This window comes from Xanthomonas sp. GW (assembly GCF_014236815.1).
Lineage (GTDB): Bacteria > Pseudomonadota > Gammaproteobacteria > Xanthomonadales > Xanthomonadaceae > Xanthomonas_A.
Genome location: NZ_CP051189.1, coordinates 3,286,346 through 3,312,886, shown reverse-complemented (window position 1 = coordinate 3,312,886; position 26,541 = coordinate 3,286,346). Strand labels below are relative to the sequence as shown.

Here is a 26,541-nt window from a genome sequence, read left to right as displayed (position 1 = left end):
AGAGGCGGCAAAGGGTGGGGCGGGGCGGCGGCGGAGGCGGCGAAGCGGGGCGCCCGCGCCGGGCCTCACCGCGCATCGGCTATCCTTTCGGCACTTTTTCGCCGGAGAACGCGCCGATGCGACGCAAGATCGTAGCCGGAAACTGGAAGCTGCACGGCAATCGCCATTTCGCCACGGCGCTGGTGCACGAGGTGGCCGCGGGCCTGCCCGCCGACGGCGTGGAGGTGGTGATCCTGCCGCCGCTGCCGTACCTGGGCGACCTGATCGAGGATTTCGAGGACCATGCGTTGCGCTTCGGCGCGCAGGACGTGAGCAGCAACGAGAAGGGCGCCTACACCGGCGAGGTGTCGGCGGCGATGCTGGTCGATGTCGGCGCCGAGTACGGCCTGGTCGGGCATTCGGAGCGGCGCCAGTACCATCACGAGAGCAGCGAACTGGTCGCGCGCAAGTTCGCCGCGGCGCTGCATGCCGGGCTGATCCCGATCCTGTGCGTGGGCGAGACCCTGGAGCAGCGCGAGGCCGGCCAGACTGAATCGGTCATCGCCGCGCAGCTGGCGCCGGTGCTGGCGCTGGTCGGCGCGCAGGGCTTCGCCCAGGCCGTGGTCGCCTACGAGCCGGTGTGGGCGATCGGCACCGGGCGCACCGCCAGCCCGGCCCAGGCGCAGGCGGTACACGCCTTCATCCGTGGCGAAGTCGCCGCCCACGATGCTAGAATCGCTGATTCGCTGCCGCTCCTGTATGGGGGCAGCGTCAAGCCCGACAACGCCGCCGAGCTGTTCGCACAGCCGGACGTCGATGGCGGGCTGGTCGGCGGCGCTTCGCTGGTCGCCCAAGAGTTCCTGGCCATCGCGCGAGCGGCGGCCGCCCGTTAACCGAACGGTCGCCGTGCTGGCGGCCGCTCGCTACTCAAGTCGCAACTGTCCGGACGGATTTCGAAATGCTGATGGTCATCCTCAATGTGGTCTACGTGCTGGTGGCGATCGCGATGATCGCGCTGATCCTGATGCAGCGCGGTTCCGGCGCGGCGGCGGGTTCGGGCTTCGGCGCGGGTGCGTCCGGCACCGTGTTCGGATCGCGCGGCGCGTCCAACTTCCTGTCCAAGTCGACCAAGTGGCTGGCGGTGGTGTTCTTCGGCATCAGCCTGTTCATGGCCTGGTATGCCGGCCACAGCGCGCGCCCGGCCGCGGAGGCCAATCTCGGCGTGATGTCGCAGGCCGCGACCCCGTCCCCGGCCGCGCCGGCCGGCGAGCTGCAGATCCCGCAGGCCCCGGCCTCGACCGCGCCGGCCGCTGCCGCACCTGCCGCTGCGGTGCCCGCGCAGCAGCCGCCGGAAAATGCACAACAAAAGTCGCCTGCCCCATCGCAGAAAGACTGAAGACGGTTACAATATGTTGCGCGGCGGGATGCCGCGCGCGATACGCAAGCCCAGGTGGCGGAATTGGTAGACGCACTACCTTGAGGTGGTAGCGACTTAGGTCGTAGGGGTTCGAGTCCCCTCTTGGGCACCATTGTTTGGCTACGGTTTCTGCGCAGGAACGTCACGTCCCTTGCCGGAAGATCGTCTATCCCATGCCTGCGCGGCACGCGCGCGGGCACAGGCAAGAGAGAATTGCGAGTGCTGGCCGAATATTTGCCCACCCTACTGTTTCTGATCGTGGCCACCGGAATCGGCGTCGCGCTGATGCTGGTGGGACGGTTCCTCGGTCCCCGGCGTCCCGACGCGAAGAAGCTCTCGCCCTACGAGTGCGGCTTCGAGGCCTTCGAGGACGCGCGCATGAAGTTCGACGTGCGCTACTACCTGATCGCGATCCAGTTCATCGTCTTCGATCTGGAAATCATCTTCATCGTGCCGTGGACGCAGGTGTTCATGGACCTGGGCGCTCGCTCCCTGGTCACCATGGGCCTGTTCGTCGGCATGCTGTTCCTCGGTTTTATCTACGTGTGGAAGAAGGGAGCGCTGGAATGGGAGTGATTCAGACCCTGGATCGCCTGATGACCAACCCGATCCCGGAAGGGCGGGTCGACGACATCCTGCGTCCCGAAGGCGAGAACCCGTTGCTCGAGAAGGGCTACGTGACCACCAGCGTCGATGCGCTGCTGAACTGGGCGCGCACCGGCTCAATGTGGCCGATGACCTTCGGTCTGGCCTGCTGCGCGGTCGAGATGATGCACGCCGGCGCCGCGCGCCTGGACCTGGACCGCTACGGCGTGGTGTTCCGCCCGTCGCCGCGCCAGTCCGACGTGATGATCGTCGCTGGCACCCTGGTCAACAAGATGGCCCCGGCGCTGCGCAAGGTCTACGACCAGATGCCCGACCCGAAGTGGGTGATCTCGATGGGCAGCTGCGCCAACGGCGGCGGCTACTACCACTATTCGTATTCGGTGGTGCGCGGCTGCGACCGCATCGTGCCGGTGGACATCTACGTCCCGGGCTGCCCGCCGACCGCCGAAGCGCTGGTCTACGGCATCTTGCAGCTGCAGAAGAAGATCTGGCGAACCCAGACCATCGCGCGCTGATTCCTCTTACTTCTTAAGAGCACGCCAAGCCCCCATGGCAGAGCAAGCATCTTCCTTTAGCGACCGACTCGGCGCCCGTTTCCCCGGCAGCCAGGTGTTCGTGGTCCTCCCGCGTGGCGAAGTCACCCTGGAAGTGCCGGCCGACGCCTGGCACGCCACCTGCCTGGCGCTGCGCGACGAGTTCGGTTTCGAGCAATTGTCCGACCTGTGCGGCGTGGACTACCTGGGCTACGGCAGCGACGAGTGGGATACCGCCGACGTGTCGTCGCAGGGCTTCAGTCGCGGCGTCGAAGGCAAGGGCATGGGCCGTTTCGGCTGGGGCGAGTTCCCCAGCGGCGAGACCGCCGGCGACATCCAGCCGTTGCCGGTGCCGCTGCAGCGCTATGCGGTGCTCGCACAGCTGATCTCCTATCGCCACAACCAGCGCCTGCGCGTGCGCTGCTATGCGCCGAACGAAGACCTGCCGGTGGTGGCCTCGGTCACCGACATCTGGCCGGGCGCGAACTGGTTCGAGCGCGAGGCGTTCGACCTGTTCGGCGTGGTCTTCGCCGGCCACCCGGACCTGCGCCGCATCCTCACCGACTACGGCTTCGTCGGCCATCCGTTCCGCAAGGATTTCCCGCTGATCGGCAACGTCGAAGTGCGTTACGACGAAGAGAAGCAGCGCGTGGTCTACGAGCCGGTGACCTCGGTCGAGCCGCGCGTCGGTGTGCCGCGCGTGATTCGCGACGATGCGCGCTACCAGACCGCCGCGGGCGAAGCATTCAAGGAGCCCGCCAAGTGAGCGAGTACCACCAGGCGCACGACGCCTTCGCCAGCAATCCTGCCGAAAGCAAGCAGGAGATCCGCAACTACACCATGAACTTCGGCCCGCAGCATCCGGCCGCGCATGGCGTGCTGCGCCTGATCCTGGAAATGGACGGCGAGACCGTGGTTCGCGCCGATCCGCATATCGGCCTGCTGCACCGTGGCACCGAGAAGCTGGCCGAGTCCAAGCCGTTCAACCAGTCGATCGGCTACATGGATCGCCTCGACTACGTGTCGATGATGTGCAACGAGCACGCCTACGTGCGCGCGATCGAGACCCTGATGGGGATCGAGGCGCCGGAGCGCGCGCAGTACATCCGCACCATGTTCGACGAGATCACGCGCATCCTGAACCACCTGATGTGGGTCGGTTCCAACGGCCTGGATCTGGGCGCGATGGCGGTGATGCTGTACGCGTTCCGCGAGCGCGAAGAGCTGATGGACTGCTACGAGGCGGTGTCCGGCGCGCGCATGCACGCGACCTATTACCGGCCCGGCGGCGTCTATCGCGATCTGCCGGACCGCATGCCCAAGTACAAGGAATCACGCTGGCACAAGGGCAACGCGCTGAAGCGGCTCAACGCCGCGCGCGAAGGCTCGCTGCTCGACTTCCTGGAAGACTTCACCAGCACCTTCCCGGGCCGGGTCGACGAGTACGAGACCCTGCTCACCGACAACCGCATCTGGAAGCAGCGCACCGTGGGCATCGGCGTGGTCACGCCGGAACAGGCCTATGGCTGGAGCATGACCGGGGTGATGCTGCGCGGCTCGGGCATCGAGTGGGACCTGCGCAAGAAGCAGCCCTACGCCAAGTACGACGCGGTGGATTTCGACATCCCGGTCGGCACCAACGGCGACTGCTACGACCGCTATCTGGTGCGCGTGGCCGAGATGCGCGAATCCAACCGCATCATCCAGCAATGCGTGAAGTGGCTGAAGGCCAATCCTGGCCCGGTGATGGTCGAGAACTTCAAGGTCGCCCCGCCCAAGCGCGCGGAGATGAAGGACGACATGGAAGCCTTGATCCATCACTTCAAGCTGTTCAGCGAAGGCTATTGCGTGCCGGCCGGCGAGACCTATTGCGCGGTCGAGGCGCCGAAGGGCGAGTTCGGCTGCTACCTGGCGTCCGACGGTGCCAACAAGCCGTTCCGCGTGCACCTGCGTGCGCCGGGTTTCGCCCATCTGTCCTCGATGGACGCGATCGTGCGCGGGCACATGCTGGCCGACGTGGTGGCGATGATTGGTACCTATGATCTGGTGTTTGGTGAGGTCGACCGATGAAGGCGACAGGTAATTTCGAAGCGGCGCGCGACGTCGATCCGATGTTGGTGCTGAGCGACAAGACGCGCGCGCACATCGATCACTGGCTGGCCAAGTTCCCGCCGGACCGTAAGCGTTCGGCGGTGCTGCAGGGCCTGCACGCCGCGCAGGAGCAGAACCAGGGCTGGTTGACCGACGAACTGATCGTCGGCGTGGCCAAGTACCTGGAGCTGCCGCCGGTGTGGGCCTACGAGGTCGCCAGCTTCTACTCGATGTTCGAGACCGAGAAGGTCGGCCGCAACAACGTCGCCTTCTGCACCAACATCAGCTGCTGGCTCAACGGCGCCGAAGACCTGGTCGCGCATGCGGAGAAGAAGCTCGGCTGCAAGTTGGGCCAGTCCACCGCCGATGGCCGCGTCTACCTCAAGCGCGAAGAAGAATGCCTTGCCGGCTGCGCCGGCGCGCCGATGATGGTGATCAACGGCCACTATCACGAGCAGTTGACCAAGGACAAGGTCGACGCGCTGCTGGACGGGTTGGAGTAACGGCAATGGCACAGCATCCCCACGCTCCCACCGGTCCGGTCGGCCCGGCCCCACTGCCGCACCAGGTCGTGCTGACCACGCTGCACTACGACACCCCGTGGTCGTACGAGAGCTACTTGAAGACCGGTGGCTACGCCGCGCTGCGCAAGATCCTCGAAGAGAAGATCGCGCCGGAGCAGGTGGTCGAGATGGTCAAGCAGTCGAACCTGCGCGGCCGCGGCGGCGCCGGCTTCCCGACCGGCCTGAAGTGGTCGTTCATGCCCAAGGGCGCGCCGCAGAAATACATCCTGTGCAACTCGGACGAGTCCGAGCCGGGCACCTGCAAGGACCGCGACATCCTGCGCTACAACCCGCATTCGGTGGTGGAGGGCATGGCCATCGCCTGCTACGCCACCGGCAGCACGGTCGGCTACAACTACCTGCGCGGCGAGTTCCACCACGAGCCGTTCGAGCACTTCGAGCAGGCCCTGGCGGACGCGTATTCCAACGGCTGGTTGGGCAAGAACGTGCTCGGCAGCGGCGTGGACATCGACATCTACGGTGCGCTGGGCGCCGGCGCCTACATCTGCGGCGAAGAGACCGCGCTGATGGAGTCGCTGGAAGGCAAGAAGGGCCAGCCGCGCTACAAGCCGCCGTTCCCGGCCAATTTCGGTCTGTACGGCAAGCCGTCGACGATCAACAACACCGAGACCTACGCCTCGGTGCCGGCGATCATCCGCAACGGCCCGGAATGGTTCCTGGGCCTGAGCAAGACCAAGAACGGCGGGCCGAAGATTTTCTCGGTCTCCGGCTGCGTGCAGAAGGGCGGCAACTTCGAGGTGCCGCTGGGCACCACCTTCGACGAACTGCTGGAGATGGCTGGCGGTCTGAAGCCAGGCCGTACGCTGAAGGGCGCGGTGCCGGGCGGCGTGTCGATGCCGGTGCTGAAGGCCGAGCAGCTCAAGGGCCTGCAGATGGACTACGACACCCTGCGCGCGCTGGGCACCGGCCTGGGTTCGGGCGCCATCGTGGTGCTCGACGACAGCGTGTGCTGCGTCAAGTTCGCCTGCCGCATCTCGCAGTTCTTCCACAAGGAATCCTGCGGCCAGTGCACCCCGTGCCGCGAGGGCACCGGCTGGATGCACCGCGTGCTCGAGCGCATCGTCGCCGGCAAGGCCACGATGGAAGACCTGCACCAGTTGAGGACGGTAGCCGGCCAGATCGAAGGCCACACCATCTGCGCGTTCGGTGAAGCGGCGGCATGGCCCATCCAGGGTTTCCTGCGCCAGTTCTGGGACGAATTCGAGTACTACATCGTCAACGGTCATTCGATGGTTGACGGCAAGAAGCTGGAGGCAGCCGCCGCATGAGCGCGCAACCCAACAATCCTGGCGCGACCCCGGCCGTGGTGCCGGAGGGACATGTGACCGTCGAGATCGACGGCCAGTCCCTGGTCGTGCCCAAGGGTTCGATGATCATCCAGGCCGCCGACAAGGCCGGCATTCCGATCCCGCGTTTCTGCTACCACGAGAAGCTGCCGATCGCGGCCAACTGCCGCATGTGCCTGGTCGATGTGGAGAAGTCGCCGAAGCCGTCGCCCGCCTGCGCGACGCCGGTGATGGACGGCATGAAGGTCGCCACGCGCAGCGAGAAGGCGCTGAAGTACCAGCGCAGCGTGATGGAATTCCTGCTGATCAACCACCCGCTGGATTGCCCGATCTGCGATCAGGGCGGCGAGTGCGAACTGCAGGATGTGTCGCTGGGCTACGGCCGTTCGGTCAGCCGCTTCAACGAGCGCAAGCGCGTGGTGGCGGACGAGGACATCGGTCCGCTGGTCGCCACCGAGATGACCCGCTGCATCCAGTGCACGCGCTGCGTGCGCTTCACCGCGGACATCGCCGGCACCTACGAGCTGGGCGGCATGTACCGCGGCGAGAACCTGCAGATCGGCACCTATGACGGCAAGCCGCTGACCACCGAGCTGTCGGGCAATGTCATCGACGTGTGCCCGGTCGGCGCGCTGACCAACAAGGTGTTCCAGTTCCGCGCGCGTCCGTGGGAACTGACCGCGCGCGAATCGCTCGGCTACCACGATGCGATGGGCTCCAACCTGTTCCTGCACGTGCGCCGCGGCGAAGTGCTGCGCACCGTGCCGCGCGACAACGAAGCGGTCAACGAGTGCTGGCTGTCCGACCGTGACCGTTATTCGCACCAGGGCCTGTACGCGGCCGACCGCGCCACGCGGCCGCTGCGCAAGATCGATGGCCAGTGGCAGGAAGTGTCCTGGGCCGATGGCCTGGCCGCCGCCGCCGACATCCTGAAGAGCAACCGCGGCGATGCGCTGGGCGTGCTCGCGCACCCGGCCACCTCCAACGAGGAAGGCGCCTTGCTGGCGCGCCTGGCCGATGGCCTGGGCAGCGGCAACCTGGACCACCGCATCGGCAACCGCGATTTCTCCGATGCCGCCGTGGCCGAGCCGTTCGCGGTGCCGCTGGCGCAGATCGAACAGGCCGACGTGATCGTGGTGCTGGGCAGCAACCTGCGCCACGAGCTGCCGCTGCTGCACGCCCGCATCCGCAAGGCGCGCATGCAGCGCCAGGCGCGCGTGTACTCGATCAACCCGGTCGATTTCGATTTCGCCTTCGACCAGGCCGGCAAGCAGATCGTGGCCCCGTCCGGCTTCGCCGCCGCGCTCGCCGATGCGGCGCTGCGCGAGGCGGTGCAGGGCGCGGCCGGGCGTGCGGTGCTGATCGTCGGCGCGCTGGTCGAGAACCATCCGCAGGCCGCTGCGCTGCGCGCCGCCGCGCGCGACTTCGCCGCCGCCACCGGCGCGGCGCTGTGCCGCGTGCCGCAGGGCGCCAACGCGGTCGGCCTGGCCAAGCTGGGCGTGCTGCCGAGCGCGCGCGACGTGGCCGGCATGTTCGCCGAGCCGCGCAACGCCTATGTGCTGTACGGCATCGAGCCGGGCCTGGACTTCGCCGATGCCGGCGCCGCGCGCGCCGCGCTGGGCGCGGCCAAGGTGGTGGCGTTCAGCCAGTTCGCCTGCGCCTCCACCCGCGACGTCGCCGACGTGATCCTGCCGATCGGCGCGCTGCCGGAAATCGACGCGACGCTGACCAACCTGGACGGCGTCGAGCAGCTGGCGCGTGCCGCCGGCAAGCTGCCGGACCAGGCGCGCGAAGGCTGGCGTGTGCTGCGTGCGCTCGGCGGCGAGCTGCAGCTGGCCGGCTTCGACTTCACCGACCTGGCCGGCCTGCGTGCCGGTGTGCAGCCGCGCAGCGTGAGCCTGCGCGGTTCGGCGCAGGCCGCGGCGGGCGAGGGCATCGAAGTGGCGGCGACGCCGGCCATCTACCGCACCGATGCGGTGGTGCGCCGTGCGCCCGCGCTGCAGGCGCATCCGCTCAACGACGCGCCGGCGATCCGCCTGCATCCCGAGCACGCCGCGCAACTGGGCGTGGCCGCCGGGCAGGTGGTCAAGGTCGGCAACGCCGTCGGCAACGCGACGCTGCCGGTGGTGCTGGATCCGCGGGTCGCGGCAGGGGTGGCCTGGATCGAATCCGGGCATGGTGCGACGGCGCCGATCGGTGCCGGCCGGGTAACGGTGGTGGCTGTATGAACGAGATGCTGTTGAACGTGGTCGATCCGCTGCACCAGTGGTTCGTCGGCCTGGGCGCGATCGGCGTGGTCCTGTGGATCGTGCTGAAGATCCTGCTGATCACCATGCCGGTGATCATCTCGGTGGCGTTCTACGTGGTCTGGGAGCGCAAGCTGATCGGCTGGATGCACGTGCGCCACGGGCCGATGTACGTGGGCATGGGCATCTTCCAGGCCTTCGCCGACGTGTTCAAGCTGCTGTTCAAGGAAATCATCCAGCCCAGCAGTTCGCACAAGGCGATGTTCGTGATCGCGCCGCTGATCACCCTGGCGCCGGCGTTCGCGGCCTGGGCGGTGGTGCCGTTCGACGCCAAGCTGGTGCTGTCCAACGCCAACGCCGGCCTGCTGTACCTGCTGGCGATGACCTCGCTGGGCGTGTACGGCATCATCCTGGCCGGCTGGGCGTCCAACTCCAAGTACGCGTTCCTGGGCGCGATGCGCTCGGCCGCGCAGGTGGTCAGCTACGAGATCGCGATGGGCTTCGCCCTGGTCGGGGTGATGATCGCCGCCGGCAGCCTCAACCTGAGCACGATCGTGACGGCGCAGGCCGGCAACTCCGGCTTCTTCGACTGGTTCCTGGTGCCGCTGTTCCCGCTGTTCATCGTGTACTGGGTGTCCGGCGTGGCCGAGACCAACCGCGCGCCGTTCGACGTGGTCGAGGGCGAGTCGGAAATCGTCGCCGGGCACATGGTCGAGTATTCGGGCGGCGCGTTCGCGCTGTTCTTCCTGGCCGAATACGCCAACATGATCCTGGTCAGCTTCCTGGTCTCGATCTTCTTCCTGGGCGGCTGGCTGAGCCCGATCCAGGGCTGGGTCACCGCGGACATCTCGCCGTGGGTCAACTGGATCTGGACCGGCGGCTGGCCGTGGCTGCTGATGAAGGTGTTGTTCTTCGCCAGCGCCTACATCTGGTTCCGCGCCAGCTTCCCGCGCTACCGCTACGACCAGATCATGCGCCTGGGCTGGAAGGTGTTCATCCCGCTGACGATCGTATGGATCGCGGTGACGGCATTGATGGTGTTCTACGGCGTGATCCACAAGGGCGTGTAAGCGATGAATAAAGTCACCCATTACTTCAAGAGCCTGCTGCTGCTCGAGCTGCTCGGCGGCCTGTGGCTGACCCTGAAGTACACGTTCCGTCCCAAGTACACCGTGCTGTACCCGATGGAGAAGTTCCCACAGTCGGTGCGCTTCCGCGGCCTGCACGCGCTGCGCCGCTATCCCAACGGCGAGGAACGCTGCATCGCCTGCAAGCTGTGCGAGGCGGTGTGCCCGGCGTTGGCGATCACCATCGATTCGGCCAAGCGCGAGGACGGCACCCGCCGCACCACCCGCTACGACATCGACCTGTTCAAGTGCATCTACTGCGGTTTCTGCGAGGAAAGCTGTCCGGTGGACTCGATCGTGGAAACCCACGTGCTCGAGTACCACTTCGAGAACCGCGGCGAGAACATCGTCACCAAGCCGCAGCTGCTGGCGATCGGAGACCGGCTGGAAGCCGAGATCGCCGAGCGCCGCGCCGCCGACGCCGCCTTCCGTTGAGGTCCTGAAATGGATTGGGTAAATATCGCTTTCTGGATCTTCGCCACCACCGCCGCGGTTTCCGCCGGCGCGGTGATCAGCGTGCGCAACTCGGTGTACGCAGTGCTGTGCCTGATCCTGACCTTCTTCTCCATCGCCTGCGTGTGGCTGCTGGTGGGCGCCGAGTTCCTCGGCGTGACCCTGGTGCTGGTCTACGTCGGCGCGGTGATGGTGCTGTTCCTGTTCGTGGTGATGATGCTCGACATCGATACCGCGCGGCTGCGCCAGGGCTGGGTACGCTACCTGCCGGTCGGCTTGGTCGTGGCGGTGGCGATGCTGGTGCAGATGGTCACCCTGATCGGGGTCAAGGCGCGTACCGCCACCCCGTTCCCGGCCGACAACGCCGCTGCGCAGGCCGCCGACACCTCCAACATCACCTGGCTGGCCAAGACCCTGTTCACCCAGTTCCTGCTGCCGTTCGAATTCGCCGCGATCATCCTGACCGTGGCGGTGGTGGCGGCGGTGATGCTGACCCTGCGCAAGCGCACCGGCATCAAGACCCAGAACCCGGGCGAGCAGGCGCGGGTCAAGGCCGGCGACCGCTTGCGCATCGTCAAGATGGATGCCGAAAAGCCCACGCTGCACACCCCGGCTCCGGCACCGCAGGAGGGCCAGCCATGATCACCCTAGGCCACATGCTGGCGCTCGGCGCGGTGCTGTTCTGCATCAGCCTGGCCGGCATCTTCCTCAACCGCAAGAACGTCATCGTGCTGCTGATGTCGATCGAGCTGATGCTGCTGTCGGTCAACATCAATTTCGTCGCGTTCTCGCGCGAACTCGGCGACGCCGCCGGCCAGCTGTTCGTGTTCTTCATCCTGACCGTGGCCGCGGCCGAGGCCGCCATCGGCCTCGCCATCCTGGTGACGCTGTTCCGTACCCGCCACACGATCAACGTGGCCGAAGTCGATTCGCTGAAGGGCTGACCCGTAGATGGAAATCACTCTCTCCAAGAGTCTGCTGATCGCGGTGGTGCTTGCGCCGCTGTTCGGCAGCATCGTCGCCGGCCTGTTCGGTCGCCAGGTCGGCCGCAAGGGCGCCCAGTCCGTCACCATCCTCGGCGTGGCGGTCAGCTGCGCGCTGTCGTGCTGGACCCTGTACCAGCTGGTCGGGCAGGGCGCGTCGCCGTTCAACCAGAATCTGTACACCTTCTTCGAAGTCGGCCACTACTCGGCCCACGTCGGCTTCATGGTCGATCGGCTGACCGCGATGATGATGGTGGTGGTGACCTTCGTGTCGCTGCTGGTGCACATCTACACCATCGGCTACATGGCCGAGGACCCGGGCTACCAGCGTTTCTTCAGCTACATCTCGCTGTTCACCTTCTCGATGCTGAGCCTGGTGATGAGCAACAACTTCCTGCAGCTGTTCTTCGGCTGGGAAGCGGTGGGCCTGGTGTCGTACCTGCTGATCGGATTCTGGTTCAAGCGTCCGAGCGCGGTGTTCGCCAACATGAAGGCGTTCCTGGTCAACCGCGTCGGCGATTTCGGCTTCATCCTCGGCATCGCCGGCGTGCTGCTGTGGTTCGGCACGCTCGACTACGCCAGCGTGTTCGCCAACGCCACCGCGGTGCTCGGCAACGAGGCGGCCGGCGGCCTGGCCCAGGTGCAGCTGTTCCAGGGCCACCCGTGGAACGTGGCGACGATCATCTGCATCTGCCTGTTCATCGGCGCGATGGGCAAGTCGGCACAGGTGCCGCTGCACGTGTGGCTGCCCGACTCGATGGAAGGCCCGACCCCGATCTCGGCGCTGATCCACGCCGCGACCATGGTCACCGCCGGCATCTTCATGGTGGCGCGCATGTCGCCGCTGTTCGAGCTGTCGCAGACCGCGCTGAACTTCGTGCTGTTCATCGGCGCCACCACCGCGTTCTTCACCGGCCTGATCGGCATCGTGCAGAACGACATCAAGCGCGTGGTCGCCTATTCGACGCTGTCGCAGCTCGGCTACATGACCGTGGCACTGGGCGTGTCGGCGTACTCGGCGGCGGTGTTCCACCTGATGACCCACGCCTTCTTCAAGGCGCTGCTGTTCCTGGCCGCCGGCTCGGTGATCGTCGGCATGCACCACGAGCAGGACATGCGCAAGATGGGCGGCCTGCGCAAGTACATGCCGGTCACCTACTGGACCAGCGTGATCGGCACCCTGGCGCTGGTCGGCACCCCGTTCTTCGCCGGCTTCTATTCCAAGGACACGATCATCGAGGCGGCCGCGCACCATGCGCACGAATCGCATAACTGGATCGCGACCTACGGCTACTGGGCGGTGCTCGGCGGCGTGCTGATCACCAGCTTCTACAGCTTCCGCCTGCTGTTCCTGACTTTCCACGGCAAGGAACGCTTCCGCGATGCGCACGACGTGCATGCGCACAACGACAGCGCGCACACCGATGCCGAGGTGCAGGCGCATGCGCACGACGATCACGCGCACGACGACCATGGCCACCATGGCGCGCACGAGCCGCACGAATCGCCGTGGGTGGTGACGGTGCCGCTGGTGCTGCTGGCGATCCCGTCGATCGCGATCGGCTTCTTCACCATCGGCCCGATGCTGTTCGGCACCGATTGGGCGGGGCACCATGCCGCCGTGGCGATCAAGGGCCAGGCGGTCGGTTTCTTCAGCGGCATCATCGACTTCTACAACCCGGCGCGCGACAGCGTCGGCGCGCTGGCCGAAGAGTTCCACGGCCCGGTCGCGTTCGCGCTGCACGGCCTGACCCAGCCGCCGTTCTTCCTGACCCTGGCCGGCTTCGCCCTGGCCTGGATCCTGTACCTGTGGAAGCCCGAGCTGGCGGCGAAGGCGCGCAAGACGTTCTCGCTGCCGGTGTGGATCCTCGAGAACAAGTACGGTTTCGACAAGCTCTGGATCGACGGCTTCGCCGGCGGCGGGCTGGGCCTGGGCAAGGTGTCGCGCGCGGTGGATACGCATGTCGTGGACGGCGTCATGGTCAACGGCACCGCGCGCGTGATCGACCTGGCGGCCAATCTGCTGCGTCGCACGCAATCCGGTTTCCTCTATCACTACGCCTTCGCGATGATCATCGGTCTCATTGCCCTGTTGGGCGTGCTGATGCATTTCTGGCGTTGACCTGTACGGAATAAGAACACGTGTCGAACTGGCCCCTACTGACTCTCCTGATCTGGCTGCCGATCCTCGGCGGCGCGCTGATCCTCGCGTTGCGCGACGCCAAGGCGGCGCGCTGGGCGTCGCTGCTGGTCGCGTTGCTGACCTTCGCCCTCAGCCTGCCGCTGCTCACCGGCTTCGACTACGCCAGCGACGCGCTGCAGTTCGTCGAGACCCATGCGTGGATCCCGGCCTACGACATCGGCTACAACCTCGGCGTCGACGGCATCGCGATCGCGCTGATCGTGCTGACCACGCTGGTCACGGTGCTGGCGCTGATCGGCGCCTGGACCTCGATCGAGAAGCGGGTCAACCAGTACGTGGCCGCGTTCCTGATCCTGGAAGGCGTCACCGTCGGCATCTTCGCCGCCACCGACGCGATGCTGTTCTACGTGTTCTTCGAGGCGATGCTGATCCCGATGTTCCTGATCATCGGCATCTGGGGCGGCCCGCGTCGCATCTACGCCGCGGTCAAGTTCTTCCTGTACACCTTCCTCGGCTCGGTGCTGATGCTGGTCGGGTTGATCTACCTGTACCTGAAGGGCGGCAGCTTCCAGCTCGCCGACCTGTACCAGCTGTCGCTGACCTCCAAGGAACAGACCTGGTTGTTCTTCGCGTTCCTGATCGCGTTCGCGGTCAAGGTGCCGATGTTCCCGGTGCACACCTGGCTGCCGGACGCGCACGTCGAGGCGCCGACCGCCGGTTCGGTGATCCTGGCCGCAATCGCGCTGAAGATCGGCGGCTACGGCTTCCTGCGCTTCAACCTGCCGATCCTGCCCGACGCCAGCAACGAATGGGCCTGGCTGGTGATCGCGCTGTCGCTGATTGCGGTGATCTACGTCGGCCTGGTCGCGCTGGTGCAGGACGACATGAAGAAGCTGATCGCGTATTCGTCGATCGCGCACATGGGCTTCGTCACCCTGGGCACCTTCATCGCCTTCGCCCTGGTCGGTTTCGGCAGCGCCGATGCGGCGCGCCTGGGCCTGCAGGGCGCGATGGTGCAGATGATCTCGCACGGCTTCGTGTCCGGCGCGATGTTCTCCTGCGTCGGCGTGCTCTACGACCGCATGCATACCCGCCGCATCGCCGACTACGGCGGCGTGGCCAACGTGATGCCGTGGTTCGCCGCGTTCTCGATGCTGTTCTTCATGGCCAATGCCGGCCTGCCGGGAACCAGCGGTTTCGTCGGCGAGTTCATGGTGCTGATGGCCAGCTTCCAGACCCATCCGCTGCTGGCTGTCGGTGCGGGCACGACCCTGGTGATCACCGCCGCCTATACCCTGTGGCTGTACCGGCGCGTGTTCTTCGGCGAAGTGGCCAATGCGCACGTGGCCGAGCTGAAGGACATCAACGGCCGCGAGGCGCTGGTGCTGGGCGTGTTTGCGGTGGGCGTGCTGGTCCTGGGCCTGTATCCGAAGCCGCTGACCGACCTGATGGAACCCTCGATCGCAAAGCTGGCGGCGCAGATCGCCACCAGCAAGCTGTAATCGGGCCGTCGAGCGAAATGATTCCAGAGATTTGATGATGACCACCCCTGCGCTACTGCCCCTGACCGCCGTCGACCTGCCGCCCCTGCTTCCCGAGCTGGTGCTGACCGGCGGCGCCTTCGCCCTGCTGATGCTCGATCTGTTCGTCAGCGAGCGCAACAAGGCCTGGACCCACATCGTCTCGGTGGCGATCCTGGTCGCGGTGTTCGCGATGCTGCTCGCCGGCGTGGGCGGGCAGGGCGAGGTGTTCAACGGCATGTTCGTGCGCGACGCCGCCGCCGACGTGATGAAGACGGTGATCGTCGGCCTCAGCGCGCTGACCCTGATCTACGGCTGGAGCTACCTGCGCGAGCGCAAGCTGTACCAGGGCGAGATCCCGGTGCTGGTGCTGTTCGCCACGGTCGGCATGATGATCCTGGTCTCGGCCGGCAGCCTGCTGATGGTGTACCTGGGCCTGGAGCTGCTGGCGCTGTGCTCGTACGCGCTGGTCGCGTCGAACCGCGACAACGGCATGGCCACCGAGGCGGCGATGAAGTACATCGTGCTCGGCTCGCTGGCCTCGGGCCTGCTGCTGTACGGCATGTCGCTGATCTACGGCGCCACCGGCACGCTGAGCCTGACCGGCATCCATGAAGCGATCGGCTCCACCCACGAGCGCACGTTGCTGCTGACCGGCACCATCTTCATGATCGCCGGCGTGGCGTTCAAGCTCGGCGCCGCGCCGTTCCACATGTGGCTGCCCGACGTGTACCAGGGCGCGCCGGCACCGATCGCGCTGTTCATCAGCTCGGCCTCGAAGCTGGCCGCGTTCGGCATGGCCTACCGGCTGCTGGAAGTGGGCGTGGGCCCGCTGGCCGAGCAGTGGCACTGGGTGATCGGCGGCCTGGCGGCGTTGTCGCTGCTGGTCGGCAACCTGATGGCGCTGGCGCAGAGCAACCTCAAGCGCATGCTGGCGTATTCGACCGTCTCGCATATCGGCTTCCTGTTGCTCGGCGTGGCCGGCGGCGGCGAGCGCGGCTATGCGGCGGCGCTGTTCTACGCGATCTGCTATTCGGTGATGTCCACCGCCTCGTTCGGCGCGATCATCGCGATGTCGCGCAAGGGCTTCGAAGCCGAGCACATCGACGACTTCAAGGGCCTGAACGCGCGCAACCCGTGGATGGCGCTGCTGGTGCTGTGCATCATGGCCTCGCTGGCCGGCGTGCCGCCGTTCCTGGGCTTCTGGGCCAAGCTGGCGGTGCTCGGCGCGGTGCTCGCGGTGCCGACCGACAACCTCTGGTGGACCGGCCTGGCGATCCTGTCGGTGCTGTGCGCGGTGATCGGCGCGTTCTACTACCTGCGCGTGATCAAGGTGATGTACTTCGACGAGCCGGTCGGCGAGCCGTTGCCGGCCAACGACGACCGCGTGCTCGGCGTGGTGCTGGGTGTGAATGCGATCGGCTTGCTGGCGCTGGGCCTGGCCTGGAGCCCGTTGATGGCGTGGTGCCAGCGCGCGTTCGCGCATCTGGCCTGATCGCGCGCGAAAGCGCTGTTTTCAAGCTGTTTGCGACAACGCCGCCATCTTGGCGGCGTTGTCGTTTGTGCATCGAACGATGCTATCGCTATTCCGTTATCGGTCGCTTGCGGTTATCATGTCGCTCGAAGACCGGCGGCATCGCCACCGGGTCGGATGAAAATCAGGGCTTGCAATAATCGCGCTGGTTCTTCATAATTCCGCTTCTGCTGCGGGGTGGAGCAGTCTGGCAGCTCGTCGGGCTCATAACCCGAAGGTCGCAGGTTCAAATCCTGCCCCCGCTACCATATTTGTCTACAGCGGCAACCAGTTCACCGGTTGCCTGCGGTAGGGAAATTTGGGCTTCGCGAAGACGCATGTTCCCGTCTTTGCAACCGGAATCCAGTTTTTACCGGAGTCGTACCGGAAAGGGGCCCAGCGGGCCCTTTGTCGTTTCCGGGGTCCGGGAAAACCGCCAGGACCGATTGATTTCATTCATTCAAATGCAAGGCAGGCTGTGAGCGACAAGGCAAACGAAATCGCGAATCTGCTGGGCCCGACCGTGGACGCGTTGGGCCTGGAACTGCTGGGGGCGGAATACCTGCCGGCCCCGGGCGGCGCCACGCTGCGCCTGTATATCGACGTGCCGCTGGCCGAACAGCCCGAGCGCATCGTCAATGTCGACGATTGCGAGCGGGTCAGCCGCGAAGTGTCGGCGCAGCTGGACGTGGAAGATCCGATCAGCGGCAACTACACGCTGGAAGTGTCCTCGCCCGGCGTGGACCGTCCGCTGTTCACCGCCGCGCAGTTCGCGCGCCATCAGGGCGAGTCGGCCAAGGTGGTGTTGAAGCTGCCGCAGCAGGGCCGTCGGCGCCTGCAGGGGCGCATCGCCCAGGTGGACGTGGACGCCGGCCGCATCGTGTTCGAGGTCGACGGCGCCGAACTGGCGGTGGACTTCGACAATATCGACAAGGCACGGATCCTGCCCGACTGGGCGGCCCTGGGCCTGGCCCCGACCAAGCCGGGCAAGCCCCCCAAGCAGCCGGGTAGCACTCCCAAGCTGCCGGCCAAGCGCCCCAAGCCGGCTGGCAAGACCGCAAAACCCAATAAGAAACCATCCAACGAACCGGCAGCCGACAAGGCTGCGCGCGGAGCGAAAGAATGAGCAAGGAACTGTTGCTGGTAGTCGACGCGGTGGCCAACGAAAAAGGCGTGCCGCGCGAAGTGATCTTCGACGCGATCGAGGCCGCCCTGGCCTCGGCGGCGAAGAAGCGCTACCCCGATCAGGACGTGTTGACGCGCGTCACCATCGATCACAAGGACGGCAATTACGAAACCTACCGCCGCTGGGAAGTGGTGGCCGACGACGTGGTGATGGAATCGCCGGACCGGCAGATCCGTCTGATGGACGCGGTCGACGAAGCCGAAGGCGTGGATGTGGGCGACTACATCGAAGAGCAGATCGAGAACCCGGATTTCGGGCGTATCGCCGCGCAGGCCGCCAAGCAGGTGATCGTGCAGCGCGTGCGCGAGGCCGAGCGCCAGCAGGTGGTGGACGCGTGGAAGGACCGCATCGGCGAACTGGTCACCGGCATAGTCAAGCGCGCCGAGCGCGGCAACATCTATGTCGACCTGGGCGGCAACGCCGAGGCCTTCATTCCCAAGGACAAGGGCATTCCGCGCGATGTGCTGCGCGCCGGCGACCGCGTCCGCGGCTACCTGGCCGAAGTGCGCTCGGAGCCGCGCGGCCCGCAGCTGTTCATCAGCCGCGCCGCGCCGGAATTCATGATCGAGCTGTTCAAGCTGGAAGTGCCGGAAGTGGGCCAGGGCCTGGTCGAGATCAAGGCCTGCGCACGCGATCCGGGCGACCGCGCCAAGATCGCGGTGCTGGCGCACGACACCCGCACCGACCCGATCGGCGCCTGCATCGGCATGCGCGGTTCGCGCGTGCAGGCAGTGTCCAACGAACTCAACGGCGAGCGCGTGGACATCGTGCTGTGGAACGACAACCCGGCCAATTTCGTCATCAACGCGATGGCGCCGGCCGAAGTGCAGTCGATCATCGTCGATGAAGAAAAGCACTCGATGGACCTGGCGGTGGCCGAAGACCGGCTGGCCCAGGCGATCGGCAAGGGCGGCCAGAACGTGCGTCTGGCCAGCCGCCTGACCGGTTGGCAGCTCAACGTGATGACCGCCGAGCAGGTCGCGGCCAAGTCCGAGGCCGAGCAGACCGTCGCCCGCCAGCTGTTCATGGAAAAGCTGGAAGTGGACGAGGAAATCGCCGCGATCCTGGTCGCCGAGGGCTTCAACTCGGTCGAGGAAATCGCCTACGTGCCGGTCGGCGAGTTGCTGGCGGTGGAAGGCTTCGACGAGGACATCGTCGAGGAGCTGCGGGCCCGCGCGCGCGATGCGCTGCTCAACGAGGCGCTGGCCGCCGAGGAAAGCGACGACAGCGGCGTGCCGGCGGCGGATTTGCTGGCGCTGGAAGGCATGGACGAGGCTACCGCGTACGCGCTGGCCAGCCATGGCGTGCGGACAAGCGAGGACCTGTCGGATCTGGCTGCGGACGAAATCCTCGAGTTCGGCATCGAGGATGTGGACCAGGAGCGCGCCGCTGCGCTCATCCTGGCAGCCCGTGCCGAGGAGATCGCCCGATTGGAACGCGGCGAATGAGTCAGCGATGAATGCCGCCCTGAACCGATCAGGGCTTAGAATCCGCGCTACCTTCGCACGCGAGGGGGCGCCAACCAGATCATAGGATCCGAATGTCGCAGCAAACCACCATCCGCAAGCTGGCCGAACTGGTGAATACGCCGGTCGATAAACTGCTGGTTCAACTGGCCGAGGCCGGAATGAAGTTCAGCGGTCCCGATCAGGTCGTGACCAGTACCGAAAAGATGAAGCTGCTCGGCTTCCTGCGCCGTACCCACGGCAAGACCGACAAGCCGGTCGAGGAAGAAGCCCAGGCCGCGCCGAAGAAGATCACCCTGAACCGGCGCAAGCTGCAGGAAGTGACGGTCAGCGCCGGTCGCAGCAAGACCACGGTCAACGTCGAGGTCCGGCAGAAGCGTACCTACGTCAAGACCGCCGAAGACCTCGCTGCCGAGCGCGCGGGCATGTCGTCGGGCGGACGGGTGGATGACGAGCGCGCCGAGATCCTGCGCAAGCTGGAAGCCTCCAAGCAGCGCAACCTGGCCGAACAGCAGAAGCTCGCCGAGCAGGACCGTGCGCGCGCCGATGAAATCGAGCGCAAGCGCAAGGAAGAGCAGGATGCGCGCGACCGCGTGGAAACCGAGCGCAAGGCCGCGCAGGCCGCCTTGGAAGCCCAGTCGGCGCCGCCGGTAGCTGCGTCTGCGGCTGCGCCTGCCGCCGCTGCGACCCCGAATGCCGGTGCCGGCACCGGTGCCGCCGCTGCGCCGCGCGCGCCGCGTCCGGCCAGCGCGCCGCACCATCCGCCGAAGCCGGCCGCGCCGCGCAGCGACGACCGCAACGCCGGCAACAAGCACAAGACCCGCGGCTCGCACGTGATGGTCGCCGGCGTCGAGGACGACGACAGCACCAGCCGCTTCGCCGGCCAGCTGCACCTGTCCGCCGCCGATCGCGCGCGCCGTTCCAACGTGCGCGGCAAGCCGCGCGGCGGCAACAGCGGCGGCCGTCGCCAGCCCGAGGTCTCGCGCAGCGGCGGCGGCGCGCATGGCTTCGAGCGTCCGACCGCACCGGTGGTGCGCGAAGTGGCGATCGGCGAGACCATCACCGTGGCCGACCTGGCGCAGAAGCTCGCGCTGAAGGGCGGCGACGTGGTCAAGGCGCTGTTCAAGATGGGCGTGATGGCGACCATTACCCAGTCCATCGACCACGACACAGCGGCGCTGATCACCGAGGAGCTCGGCCACAAGCCGGTGCGCGCGGGCAGTGCCGATGCCGAGGACGCGCTGCTGGCGCACACCGAGGACGAGCAGGGCGAGAAGCGCTCGCGGCCGCCGGTGGTCACCATCATGGGTCACGTCGACCACGGCAAGACCTCGCTGCTGGACTACATCCGCCGCACCAAGGTCGCCTCGGGCGAAGCCGGCGGCATCACCCAGCACATCGGCGCGTACCACGTCGAAACCGATCGCGGCGTCATCAGCTTCCTGGATACCCCGGGCCATGCGGCCTTCACCTCGATGCGCGCGCGCGGCGCCAAGCTGACCGACATCGTGGTGCTGGTGGTGGCGGCCGACGACGGCGTGATGCCGCAGACGATCGAGGCGGTCAAGCACGCCAAGGCGGCCGGCGTGCCGCTGATCGTGGCGGTCAACAAGATCGACAAGTCCGGCGCCGATCCGCTGCGGGTCAAGAACGAGTTGCTCTCGCAGGACGTGGTCGCCGAAGAATTCGGTGGCGACACCCAGTTCGTCGAAGTCTCGGCCAAGACCGGCGCGGGCATCGACACGCTGCTCGACGCGATCTCACTGCAGGCCGAAGTGCTGGAACTGAAGGCGGTGTTCGATGGCCGCGCCAGCGGCGTGGTGATCGAATCGTCGCTGGACAAGGGCCGCGGCCCGGTGGCGACGGTGCTGGTGCAGCAGGGCAGCCTGAAGCGCGGCGACTACCTGGTGTGCGGCGTGCAGTACGGCCGCGTGCGTGCGCTGTTCGACGAGACCGGCGGCCAGCCGGCCGAGGCCGGTCCGTCGATCCCGGTGCAGGTGCTGGGTCTGTCCGGCGTGCCGGATGCCGGCGACGACTTCGTCGTGGTCGACGACGAGCGCCTGGCCAAGGACGTGGCGCAGCAGCGCGAGGCCAAGCGCCGCGAGTCGCGCCTGGTGTCCTCGGCGGGCAGCCGCATGGAAGACATCATGTCGCAGCTCGGCAAGGGCGAAGGCCAGCTGTCGCTGAACCTGGTGATCAAGGCCGACGTGCAGGGTTCGGTGGAAGCGCTGAAGCAGTCGCTGGTGGCGCTGTCCAACGAGCAGATCCGCATCAACGTGATCCACTCCGGCGTCGGCGGCATCACCGAGTCCGATGCGAACTCGGCGCTGGCCTCCAAGGCCACGGTGATCGGCTTCAATGTGCGTGCGGACGCTTCGGCGCGGCGCATCATCGAAACCAACGGCGTGGACCTGCGCTACTTCTCGATCATCTATGACGTGATCGATCAGGTGAAGCAGGTGGCGTCCGGTCTGCTCGGCGTGGAAATCCGCGAAGAGATCATCGGTACCGCCCAGGTGCGCGACGTGTTCCGCAGCTCCAAGTTCGGCGCGGTCGCCGGCTGCATGGTCATCGAGGGCGTGGTCAAGCGCAACAAGCCGATCCGCGTGCTGCGCGACAACACCGTGGTGTTCGAGGGCGAGCTGGAATCGCTGCGTCGCTTCAAGGAGAACGTCGACGAGGTTCGCAACGGTACCGAGTGCGGTATCGGCGTGAAGGCCTACAACGACGTCAAGCCGGGCGACCAGATCGAGTGCTTCGAGCGCATCGAAGTGCAGCGCACGCTGTAAGAAGCCGGGAGTCGGGATTCGGGAATCGGGATTGGGAAAAGCGGCGGCCTGGTGCGCGTCGCTTGTCACCGTCCTTTCCCGGATCCCGCGCTCCGAACAGAGAGATTCCGGACCATGGCAACAAAATCCTTTCACCGTACCGATCGCGTTTCCGCGCAGATCCGCCGCGACCTGGGCACGATCGTGCATTCGGCCGTGCGCGATCACGGCCTTCCGTCGGTCAGCGTTTCCGATGTCGAAGTCACCCGCGACCTGGCCCATGCCAAGGTGTTCGTCACCGCATTGCTGCCCGAGCGCTCGGTCGAGGCGGTCAAGGGCCTGAAGGAGTTGGCGCCGCAACTGCGTAGCGAGCTGGCGCGGGCGATGAAGCTGCGCCACGTGCCCGAACTGCATTTCCACTACGACGATTCGGTCGATCGCGGCGAGCGCATCGACAACCTGCTGCGCGACATGCCCGAACTGCAGCAGCCGGAAGACCACGACGGCGACGGCGACAACGAGCCGGCTCCGTCCAAGGAGTGAGCGGTCGCACGATGCGCAAGCATCGATGCCGTATGCAAGTCGTGTTGACGAGCGGCAAGCAGGTCTTCTGTGCATCGGTGGCCGTGCTGCTCCAGCGTCGTCGCCTGCCGTAGTCGCATCCGCTGTCCGCTGCAGCTCGGCGGCTATTTCCCCAAGTCCGGCCTGCAGCATTGCAGGCCTCACCGTCCGACTCCCGATTCGCTTTCCCGAGTCCCGAGTCCCGAGTCCCCGGTCCCGATTGCCCCATGCCCGTCTTCGGCCCCCGACTGCCCCGCATTTCCTTCCGCCGCCTCGACGGCATCGTGCTGCTCGACAAGCCGGCCGGCATGAGTTCCAACGCGGCGCTGCAGGCGGCGCGGCGGCTGTTCCGTGCCGAGAAGGGCGGCCATACCGGCAGCCTGGATCCGCTGGCCACCGGCCTGCTGCCGCTGTGCTTCGGCGAGACGACCAAGCTGGCCGGGCTGCTGCTGGGATCGGCCAAGGCCTATGAAGCCGAGATCGTGCTCGGCGTGAGCACCGACAGCGACGATGCCGATGGCGCGGTGCTGCGCACCCGGCCGGTGCCGCCGATCGATGCGGCGACCCTGCAGGCGGCGCTGGCGCCGCTGCGCGGACGCATCCGCCAGCGCGCGCCGATCTATTCGGCGCTGAAGCAGGGCGGCGAGCCGCTGTACGCCAAGGCGCGCCGCGGCGAGGCGATCGAGGCGCCGGAGCGCGAAGTCGAGGTCCACGCCATCGACGTGCTCGCCCATGAGAGCGAGCGCCTGCGCCTGCACGTGGCCTGCGGTTCCGGTACCTATATCCGCAGCCTGGCCCGCGACCTGGGCGAGGCGCTGGGCTGCGGCGCGCATATCGCCGGGCTGCGGCGCCTGTGGGTGGAGCCGTTCCGGCAACCGCAGATGGTGACACTTGAGCAGCTGCAGCAGCTGGCCACGCAGGAGCCGGAGGCCTTGGAAGCGCTGCTGCTGCCGCTGGCCGCCGGCTTGGTCGACTTCCCGCCGTTGCGCCTGGACCCTGCTGCGGCGCAGCGTTTCCGCATGGGCCAGCGCCTGCGCGATGCCGCCTGGGCGCCGGGCGCGGTCGCGGTGTTCGGCGACGACGGCCTGCCGCTGGGGCTGGGCCAGGTCGATGGCGGCGGGCTGCTGGCGCCGCAGCGCATGTTCAACCTCTGATCCGCGGCCTGCCGAGCGGCCCGGCGCGGGCCGCCATGGCGCCGGCCAGGCCGTGACGCGGCGTTAACACCTTGTTCGTCCGGGCTGGGGCCGGTACAATTCGGCGGCCTTTACGGCAACCCTGCGCTCCGGCGCATCCTTCGCAATCGGCGAGCCAGGCGGTGCGTCTCATCAGCACGTTCCTGCCGGCCCCGCATCTTTAGAGAAAACACACCATGTCCATCGACACCCAGAAAGTCATCGAAGAAAACAAGCGCGGCGCCGCCGACACCGGCTCTCCGGAAGTGCAGGTCGCCCTTCTGACCGCGCGCATCGAGCTGCTGACCGGCCACTTCAAGACCCACAAGAAGGACCACCACAGCCGCCGCGGCCTGCTGCAGATGGTCAACCGCCGCCGCAGCCTGCTCGACTATCTGAAGAAGAAGGATGGCGAGCGCTACAAGGCGCTGATCGAGAAGCTCGGCCTGCGTCGCTGAGGCAACGAACCCCACCGCGGCGCAGTGATGCGCCGCGGTTTTGTTTTGGGTAGTACCGTGGCCCGGGGAATGCTCCGCGCCGCCGGCCGGATCCTCCCGGCCACCCGCCAGCGGCATGGGCCGTCAGCGGTCCATTCGAAGACAGCATCATCCAAGGAAACCCCGTGGCAAAAATCACCAAAACCTTCCAGTACGGCAAGCACACCGTCACCCTCGAAACCGGCGAGATCGCCCGCCAGGCCGGCGGCGCCGTCATCGTCAAGATGGACGACACCGTACTGCTGGTCACCGCCGTCGCCGCCAAGAGCGCGCGCGAAGGTCAGGACTTCTTCCCGCTGACGGTCGACTATCAGGAGAAGTTCTACGCCGGCGGCCGCATCCCCGGCGGCTTCTTCAAGCGCGAGGGTCGTGCGACCGAGAAGGAGACGCTGATTTCGCGTCTGATCGACCGTCCGATCCGTCCGCTGTTCCCGGAGGACTACAAGAACGAAGTGCAGATCATCGCCACGGTGATGTCGATGAACCCGGACATCGACGGCGACATCGCCGCGCTGATCGGCGCCTCGGCCGCGCTGTCGCTGGCCGGCACCCCGTTCAACGGCCCGATCGGCGCCGCCAAGGTCGGCTACAAGAACGGCGAGTACATCCTCAACCCGACCATCACCGAGCTGAAGGATTCGCAGCTGGAGCTGGTCGTGGCCGGTACCGCCAATGCGGTGCTGATGGTCGAGTCGGAAGCGGCGCTGCTGTCGGAAGAAGTGATGCTGGGCGCGGTCACCTTCGGCCATCGCGAGATGCAGAAGGTCATCAACATCATCAACGAGCTGACCGTCGAAGCCGGCACCAAGCCGTCCGACTGGGTCGCCCCGGCGAAGAACGAAGGCATGATCGCGGCGCTGAAGGAAGCGGTCGGCGATCAGCTGGCCTCGGCCTTCCAGGTGCGCGACAAGCTGCAGCGTCGCGACGCGATCTCGGCGATCAAGAAGGACGTGCTGGCGCAGCTGACGCCGCGCGCCGCCGTCGAAGGCTGGGTCGTTGCCGACCTGTCCAAGGAATTCGGCGAACTGGAATACCAGACCATGCGCGGCTCGGTGCTGAGCACCAAGGTGCGCATCGACGGCCGTGCGCTGGACACGGTGCGTCCGATCAGCGTCAAGGCCGGCGTGCTGCCGCGTACCCATGGCTCGGCGCTGTTCACCCGCGGCGAGACCCAGGCGATCGTCATCACCACGCTGGGCACCGCCCGCGACGGCCAGGTGATCGACGCGGTCAGCGGCGAGTACAAGGAAAACTTCCTGTTCCATTACAACTTCCCCCCCTACTCGGTGGGCGAGTGCGGCCGCTTCGGCGCGCCGAAGCGTCGCGAGATCGGCCACGGCCGGCTCGCCAAGCGCGGCGTGCTGGCAGTGATGCCGAGCATGGAAGAGTTCCCGTACACGATCCGCGTGGTCTCGGAAATCACCGAGTCCAACGGTTCCTCGTCGATGGCCTCGGTGTGCGGCAGCTCGCTGGCGCTGATGGACGCCGGCGTGCCGGTGAAGGCACCGGTCGCGGGCATCGCGATGGGCCTGGTCAAGGAAGGCGACGACTTCGTGGTGCTGTCGGACATCCTGGGCGATGAAGATCACCTGGGCGACATGGACTTCAAGGTCGCCGGTACCGCCGAAGGCGTGTCCGCGCTGCAGATGGACATCAAGATCGAAGGCATCACCGAAGAGATCATGAAGCAGGCCCTGGCGCAGGCCAAGGCCGGCCGCCTGCACATCCTCGGCGAGATGGCCAGCGCGCTGACCACCCCGCGTTCGGAGCTGAGCGACTACGCGCCGCGCCTGCTGACGATCAAGATCCACCCGGACAAGATCCGCGAAGTGATCGGCAAGGGCGGCTCGACCATCCAGGCGATCACCAAGGAAACCGGCACCCAGATCGACATCCAGGACGACGGCACCATCGTCATCGCCTCGGTCAACGCGATCGCCGCGCAGGCCGCCAAGGCGCGCATCGAGCAGATCACCTCGGACGTGGAGCCGGGCCGCATCTACGAAGGCAAGGTCGCCAAGATCATGGACTTCGGTGCGTTCGTCACCATCCTGCCGGGCAAGGACGGCCTGGTGCACGTGTCGCAGATCTCCAGCGACCGCGTGGAGAAGGTCAGCGACGTGCTGAAGGAAGGCGATCTGGTCAAGGTCAAGGTGCTGGAAGTCGACAAGCAGGGCCGCATCCGCCTGTCGATGAAGGCCGTGGAAGAAGGCGAGGGCGTGACGGCCGAGTAAGCCGTCGGCGTCAACGCTGCACCAAGGAAAAAGCGGGCTTCGGCCCGCTTTTTTCATGCGCGGCGTTTGCGCGCGATGCGCTCCGTGAGCGGTCGGAATGCGGCAGGCCGCGGTCCCTCGCGATTCCCGCGATCACCTGGTATCCCCCTGTAGGAGCGGCTTCAGCCGCGACCGGG

23 protein-coding genes and 2 tRNA genes are annotated in these 26,541 nt (G+C 66.6%); all 25 read left to right on the top strand.

Features of this window, described 5'->3' with window-relative positions; translation table 11 throughout:
- The first annotated feature begins 116 nt into the window (after positions 1-116).
- The 25 genes from tpiA to pnp all read left to right on the top strand — a co-directional run bounded on the left by tpiA (position 117) and on the right by pnp (position 26,365).
- On the top strand, positions 117-872 hold the full coding sequence (gene tpiA / locus HEP73_RS14200) for a triose-phosphate isomerase (protein WP_185820464.1): 756 nt from the start codon (positions 117-119) through the stop codon (positions 870-872).
- A gap of 65 nt (positions 873-937) precedes the next feature.
- Positions 938-1,375, top strand: coding sequence for a preprotein translocase subunit SecG (gene secG, locus HEP73_RS14195; protein ID WP_185813282.1), 438 nt, complete (start codon positions 938-940; stop codon positions 1,373-1,375).
- A gap of 48 nt (positions 1,376-1,423) precedes the next feature.
- Positions 1,424-1,508 (top strand) — tRNA-Leu (locus tag HEP73_RS14190).
- A 107-nt stretch (positions 1,509-1,615) separates the two neighbouring features.
- Positions 1,616-1,972, top strand: a complete 357-nt coding sequence (locus tag HEP73_RS14185) for an NADH-quinone oxidoreductase subunit A (RefSeq protein WP_179563846.1) — start codon at positions 1,616-1,618, stop codon at positions 1,970-1,972.
- On the top strand, positions 1,963-2,517 hold the full coding sequence (locus HEP73_RS14180; RefSeq protein WP_003467428.1) for a NuoB/complex I 20 kDa subunit family protein: 555 nt from the start codon (positions 1,963-1,965) through the stop codon (positions 2,515-2,517). Before HEP73_RS14185 ends, HEP73_RS14180 begins: the two co-directional genes overlap by 10 nt.
- A gap of 34 nt (positions 2,518-2,551) precedes the next feature.
- The gene (locus HEP73_RS14175; protein WP_003467426.1) at positions 2,552-3,301 is read left to right on the top strand and encodes an NADH-quinone oxidoreductase subunit C; all 750 of its coding nucleotides are present in this window, start codon (positions 2,552-2,554) and stop codon (positions 3,299-3,301) included.
- Positions 3,298-4,605: an NADH-quinone oxidoreductase subunit D gene (locus HEP73_RS14170; protein WP_185820463.1), complete on the top strand. Its 1,308-nt coding sequence runs from the start codon at positions 3,298-3,300 to the stop codon at positions 4,603-4,605. Before HEP73_RS14175 ends, HEP73_RS14170 begins: the two co-directional genes overlap by 4 nt.
- The gene (gene nuoE, locus HEP73_RS14165; RefSeq protein ID WP_185813280.1) at positions 4,602-5,129 is read left to right on the top strand and encodes an NADH-quinone oxidoreductase subunit NuoE; all 528 of its coding nucleotides are present in this window, start codon (positions 4,602-4,604) and stop codon (positions 5,127-5,129) included. Before HEP73_RS14170 ends, nuoE begins: the two co-directional genes overlap by 4 nt.
- A gap of 5 nt (positions 5,130-5,134) precedes the next feature.
- Complete coding sequence (gene nuoF / locus HEP73_RS14160; protein WP_185813279.1) at positions 5,135-6,478, top strand: NADH-quinone oxidoreductase subunit NuoF; 1,344 nt, start codon at positions 5,135-5,137, stop codon at positions 6,476-6,478.
- Complete coding sequence (gene nuoG / locus HEP73_RS14155) at positions 6,475-8,724, top strand: NADH-quinone oxidoreductase subunit NuoG (protein WP_185820462.1); 2,250 nt, start codon at positions 6,475-6,477, stop codon at positions 8,722-8,724. Before nuoF ends, nuoG begins: the two co-directional genes overlap by 4 nt.
- A complete protein-coding gene (gene nuoH / locus HEP73_RS14150) occupies positions 8,721-9,812 on the top strand; it encodes an NADH-quinone oxidoreductase subunit NuoH (RefSeq protein WP_185820461.1) in 1,092 nt (363 codons plus the stop codon). The genes nuoG and nuoH overlap by 4 nt, the downstream gene beginning before the upstream one ends.
- 3 nt (positions 9,813-9,815) lie before the next feature.
- Positions 9,816-10,304, top strand: coding sequence for an NADH-quinone oxidoreductase subunit NuoI (nuoI, locus tag HEP73_RS14145; protein WP_003467418.1), 489 nt, complete (start codon positions 9,816-9,818; stop codon positions 10,302-10,304).
- 9 nt (positions 10,305-10,313) lie between these two features.
- Positions 10,314-10,964, top strand: a complete 651-nt coding sequence (locus HEP73_RS14140) for an NADH-quinone oxidoreductase subunit J (protein ID WP_185813276.1) — start codon at positions 10,314-10,316, stop codon at positions 10,962-10,964.
- Entirely contained in the window at positions 10,961-11,266 is a 306-nt protein-coding gene (nuoK, locus tag HEP73_RS14135) for an NADH-quinone oxidoreductase subunit NuoK (protein WP_179563852.1), read from the top strand. Before HEP73_RS14140 ends, nuoK begins: the two co-directional genes overlap by 4 nt.
- Positions 11,267-11,273: 7 nt before the next feature.
- Positions 11,274-13,427, top strand: a complete 2,154-nt coding sequence (gene nuoL, locus HEP73_RS14130; RefSeq protein WP_185820460.1) for an NADH-quinone oxidoreductase subunit L — start codon at positions 11,274-11,276, stop codon at positions 13,425-13,427.
- Positions 13,428-13,447: 20 nt separating this feature from the next.
- Positions 13,448-14,950, top strand: coding sequence for an NADH-quinone oxidoreductase subunit M (locus HEP73_RS14125; RefSeq protein ID WP_185813274.1), 1,503 nt, complete (start codon positions 13,448-13,450; stop codon positions 14,948-14,950).
- Between the two features lie 37 nt (positions 14,951-14,987).
- The gene (nuoN, locus tag HEP73_RS14120; RefSeq protein ID WP_185816628.1) at positions 14,988-16,463 is read left to right on the top strand and encodes an NADH-quinone oxidoreductase subunit NuoN; all 1,476 of its coding nucleotides are present in this window, start codon (positions 14,988-14,990) and stop codon (positions 16,461-16,463) included.
- A gap of 210 nt (positions 16,464-16,673) precedes the next feature.
- Positions 16,674-16,750: transfer RNA gene (locus HEP73_RS14115), tRNA-Met, on the top strand.
- Positions 16,751-16,959: 209 nt separating this feature from the next.
- On the top strand, positions 16,960-17,607 hold the full coding sequence (rimP, locus tag HEP73_RS14110; RefSeq protein ID WP_064539341.1) for a ribosome maturation factor RimP: 648 nt from the start codon (positions 16,960-16,962) through the stop codon (positions 17,605-17,607).
- The gene (nusA, locus tag HEP73_RS14105) at positions 17,604-19,115 is read left to right on the top strand and encodes a transcription termination factor NusA (protein WP_185813272.1); all 1,512 of its coding nucleotides are present in this window, start codon (positions 17,604-17,606) and stop codon (positions 19,113-19,115) included. Before rimP ends, nusA begins: the two co-directional genes overlap by 4 nt.
- A 92-nt stretch (positions 19,116-19,207) precedes the next feature.
- Positions 19,208-21,922, top strand: coding sequence for a translation initiation factor IF-2 (gene infB, locus HEP73_RS14100; RefSeq protein WP_185820459.1), 2,715 nt, complete (start codon positions 19,208-19,210; stop codon positions 21,920-21,922).
- A 114-nt stretch (positions 21,923-22,036) separates the two neighbouring features.
- Entirely contained in the window at positions 22,037-22,444 is a 408-nt protein-coding gene (gene rbfA / locus HEP73_RS14095) for a 30S ribosome-binding factor RbfA (RefSeq protein WP_185813270.1), read from the top strand.
- Between the two features lie 245 nt (positions 22,445-22,689).
- Complete coding sequence (gene truB / locus HEP73_RS14090) at positions 22,690-23,616, top strand: tRNA pseudouridine(55) synthase TruB (protein ID WP_185820458.1); 927 nt, start codon at positions 22,690-22,692, stop codon at positions 23,614-23,616.
- A 215-nt stretch (positions 23,617-23,831) separates the two neighbouring features.
- A complete protein-coding gene (gene rpsO, locus HEP73_RS14085; RefSeq protein WP_003467392.1) occupies positions 23,832-24,092 on the top strand; it encodes a 30S ribosomal protein S15 in 261 nt (86 codons plus the stop codon).
- Positions 24,093-24,256: 164 nt separating this feature from the next.
- The gene (pnp, locus tag HEP73_RS14080) at positions 24,257-26,365 is read left to right on the top strand and encodes a polyribonucleotide nucleotidyltransferase (RefSeq protein WP_185820457.1); all 2,109 of its coding nucleotides are present in this window, start codon (positions 24,257-24,259) and stop codon (positions 26,363-26,365) included.
- Positions 26,366-26,541: the final 176 nt, after the last annotated feature.

Excerpts from the sequence above, each read along its gene's own strand:
- rbfA (WP_185813270.1), top strand. The coding sequence starts at position 22,037 with ATGGCAACAAAATCCTTTCACCGTACCGATCGCGTTTCCGCGCAGATC.
- nuoI (WP_003467418.1), top strand. The coding sequence starts at position 9,816 with ATGAATAAAGTCACCCATTACTTCAAGAGCCTGCTGCTGCTCGAGCTG.
- HEP73_RS14180 (WP_003467428.1), top strand. The coding sequence starts at position 1,963 with ATGGGAGTGATTCAGACCCTGGATCGCCTGATGACCAACCCGATCCCG.
- truB (WP_185820458.1), top strand. The coding sequence starts at position 22,690 with ATGCCCGTCTTCGGCCCCCGACTGCCCCGCATTTCCTTCCGCCGCCTC.
- nuoF (WP_185813279.1), top strand. The coding sequence starts at position 5,135 with ATGGCACAGCATCCCCACGCTCCCACCGGTCCGGTCGGCCCGGCCCCA.
- nuoH (WP_185820461.1), top strand. The coding sequence starts at position 8,721 with ATGAACGAGATGCTGTTGAACGTGGTCGATCCGCTGCACCAGTGGTTC.
- HEP73_RS14140 (WP_185813276.1), top strand. The coding sequence starts at position 10,314 with ATGGATTGGGTAAATATCGCTTTCTGGATCTTCGCCACCACCGCCGCG.
- nuoE (WP_185813280.1), top strand. The coding sequence starts at position 4,602 with ATGAAGGCGACAGGTAATTTCGAAGCGGCGCGCGACGTCGATCCGATG.
- nuoN (WP_185816628.1), top strand. The coding sequence starts at position 14,988 with ATGACCACCCCTGCGCTACTGCCCCTGACCGCCGTCGACCTGCCGCCC.
- secG (WP_185813282.1), top strand. The coding sequence starts at position 938 with ATGCTGATGGTCATCCTCAATGTGGTCTACGTGCTGGTGGCGATCGCG.
- nuoK (WP_179563852.1), top strand. The coding sequence starts at position 10,961 with ATGATCACCCTAGGCCACATGCTGGCGCTCGGCGCGGTGCTGTTCTGC.
- nusA (WP_185813272.1), top strand. The coding sequence starts at position 17,604 with ATGAGCAAGGAACTGTTGCTGGTAGTCGACGCGGTGGCCAACGAAAAA.
- rpsO (WP_003467392.1), top strand. The coding sequence starts at position 23,832 with ATGTCCATCGACACCCAGAAAGTCATCGAAGAAAACAAGCGCGGCGCC.
- nuoL (WP_185820460.1), top strand. The coding sequence starts at position 11,274 with ATGGAAATCACTCTCTCCAAGAGTCTGCTGATCGCGGTGGTGCTTGCG.
- infB (WP_185820459.1), top strand. The coding sequence starts at position 19,208 with ATGTCGCAGCAAACCACCATCCGCAAGCTGGCCGAACTGGTGAATACG.
- nuoG (WP_185820462.1), top strand. The coding sequence starts at position 6,475 with ATGAGCGCGCAACCCAACAATCCTGGCGCGACCCCGGCCGTGGTGCCG.
- HEP73_RS14175 (WP_003467426.1), top strand. The coding sequence starts at position 2,552 with ATGGCAGAGCAAGCATCTTCCTTTAGCGACCGACTCGGCGCCCGTTTC.
- tpiA (WP_185820464.1), top strand. The coding sequence starts at position 117 with ATGCGACGCAAGATCGTAGCCGGAAACTGGAAGCTGCACGGCAATCGC.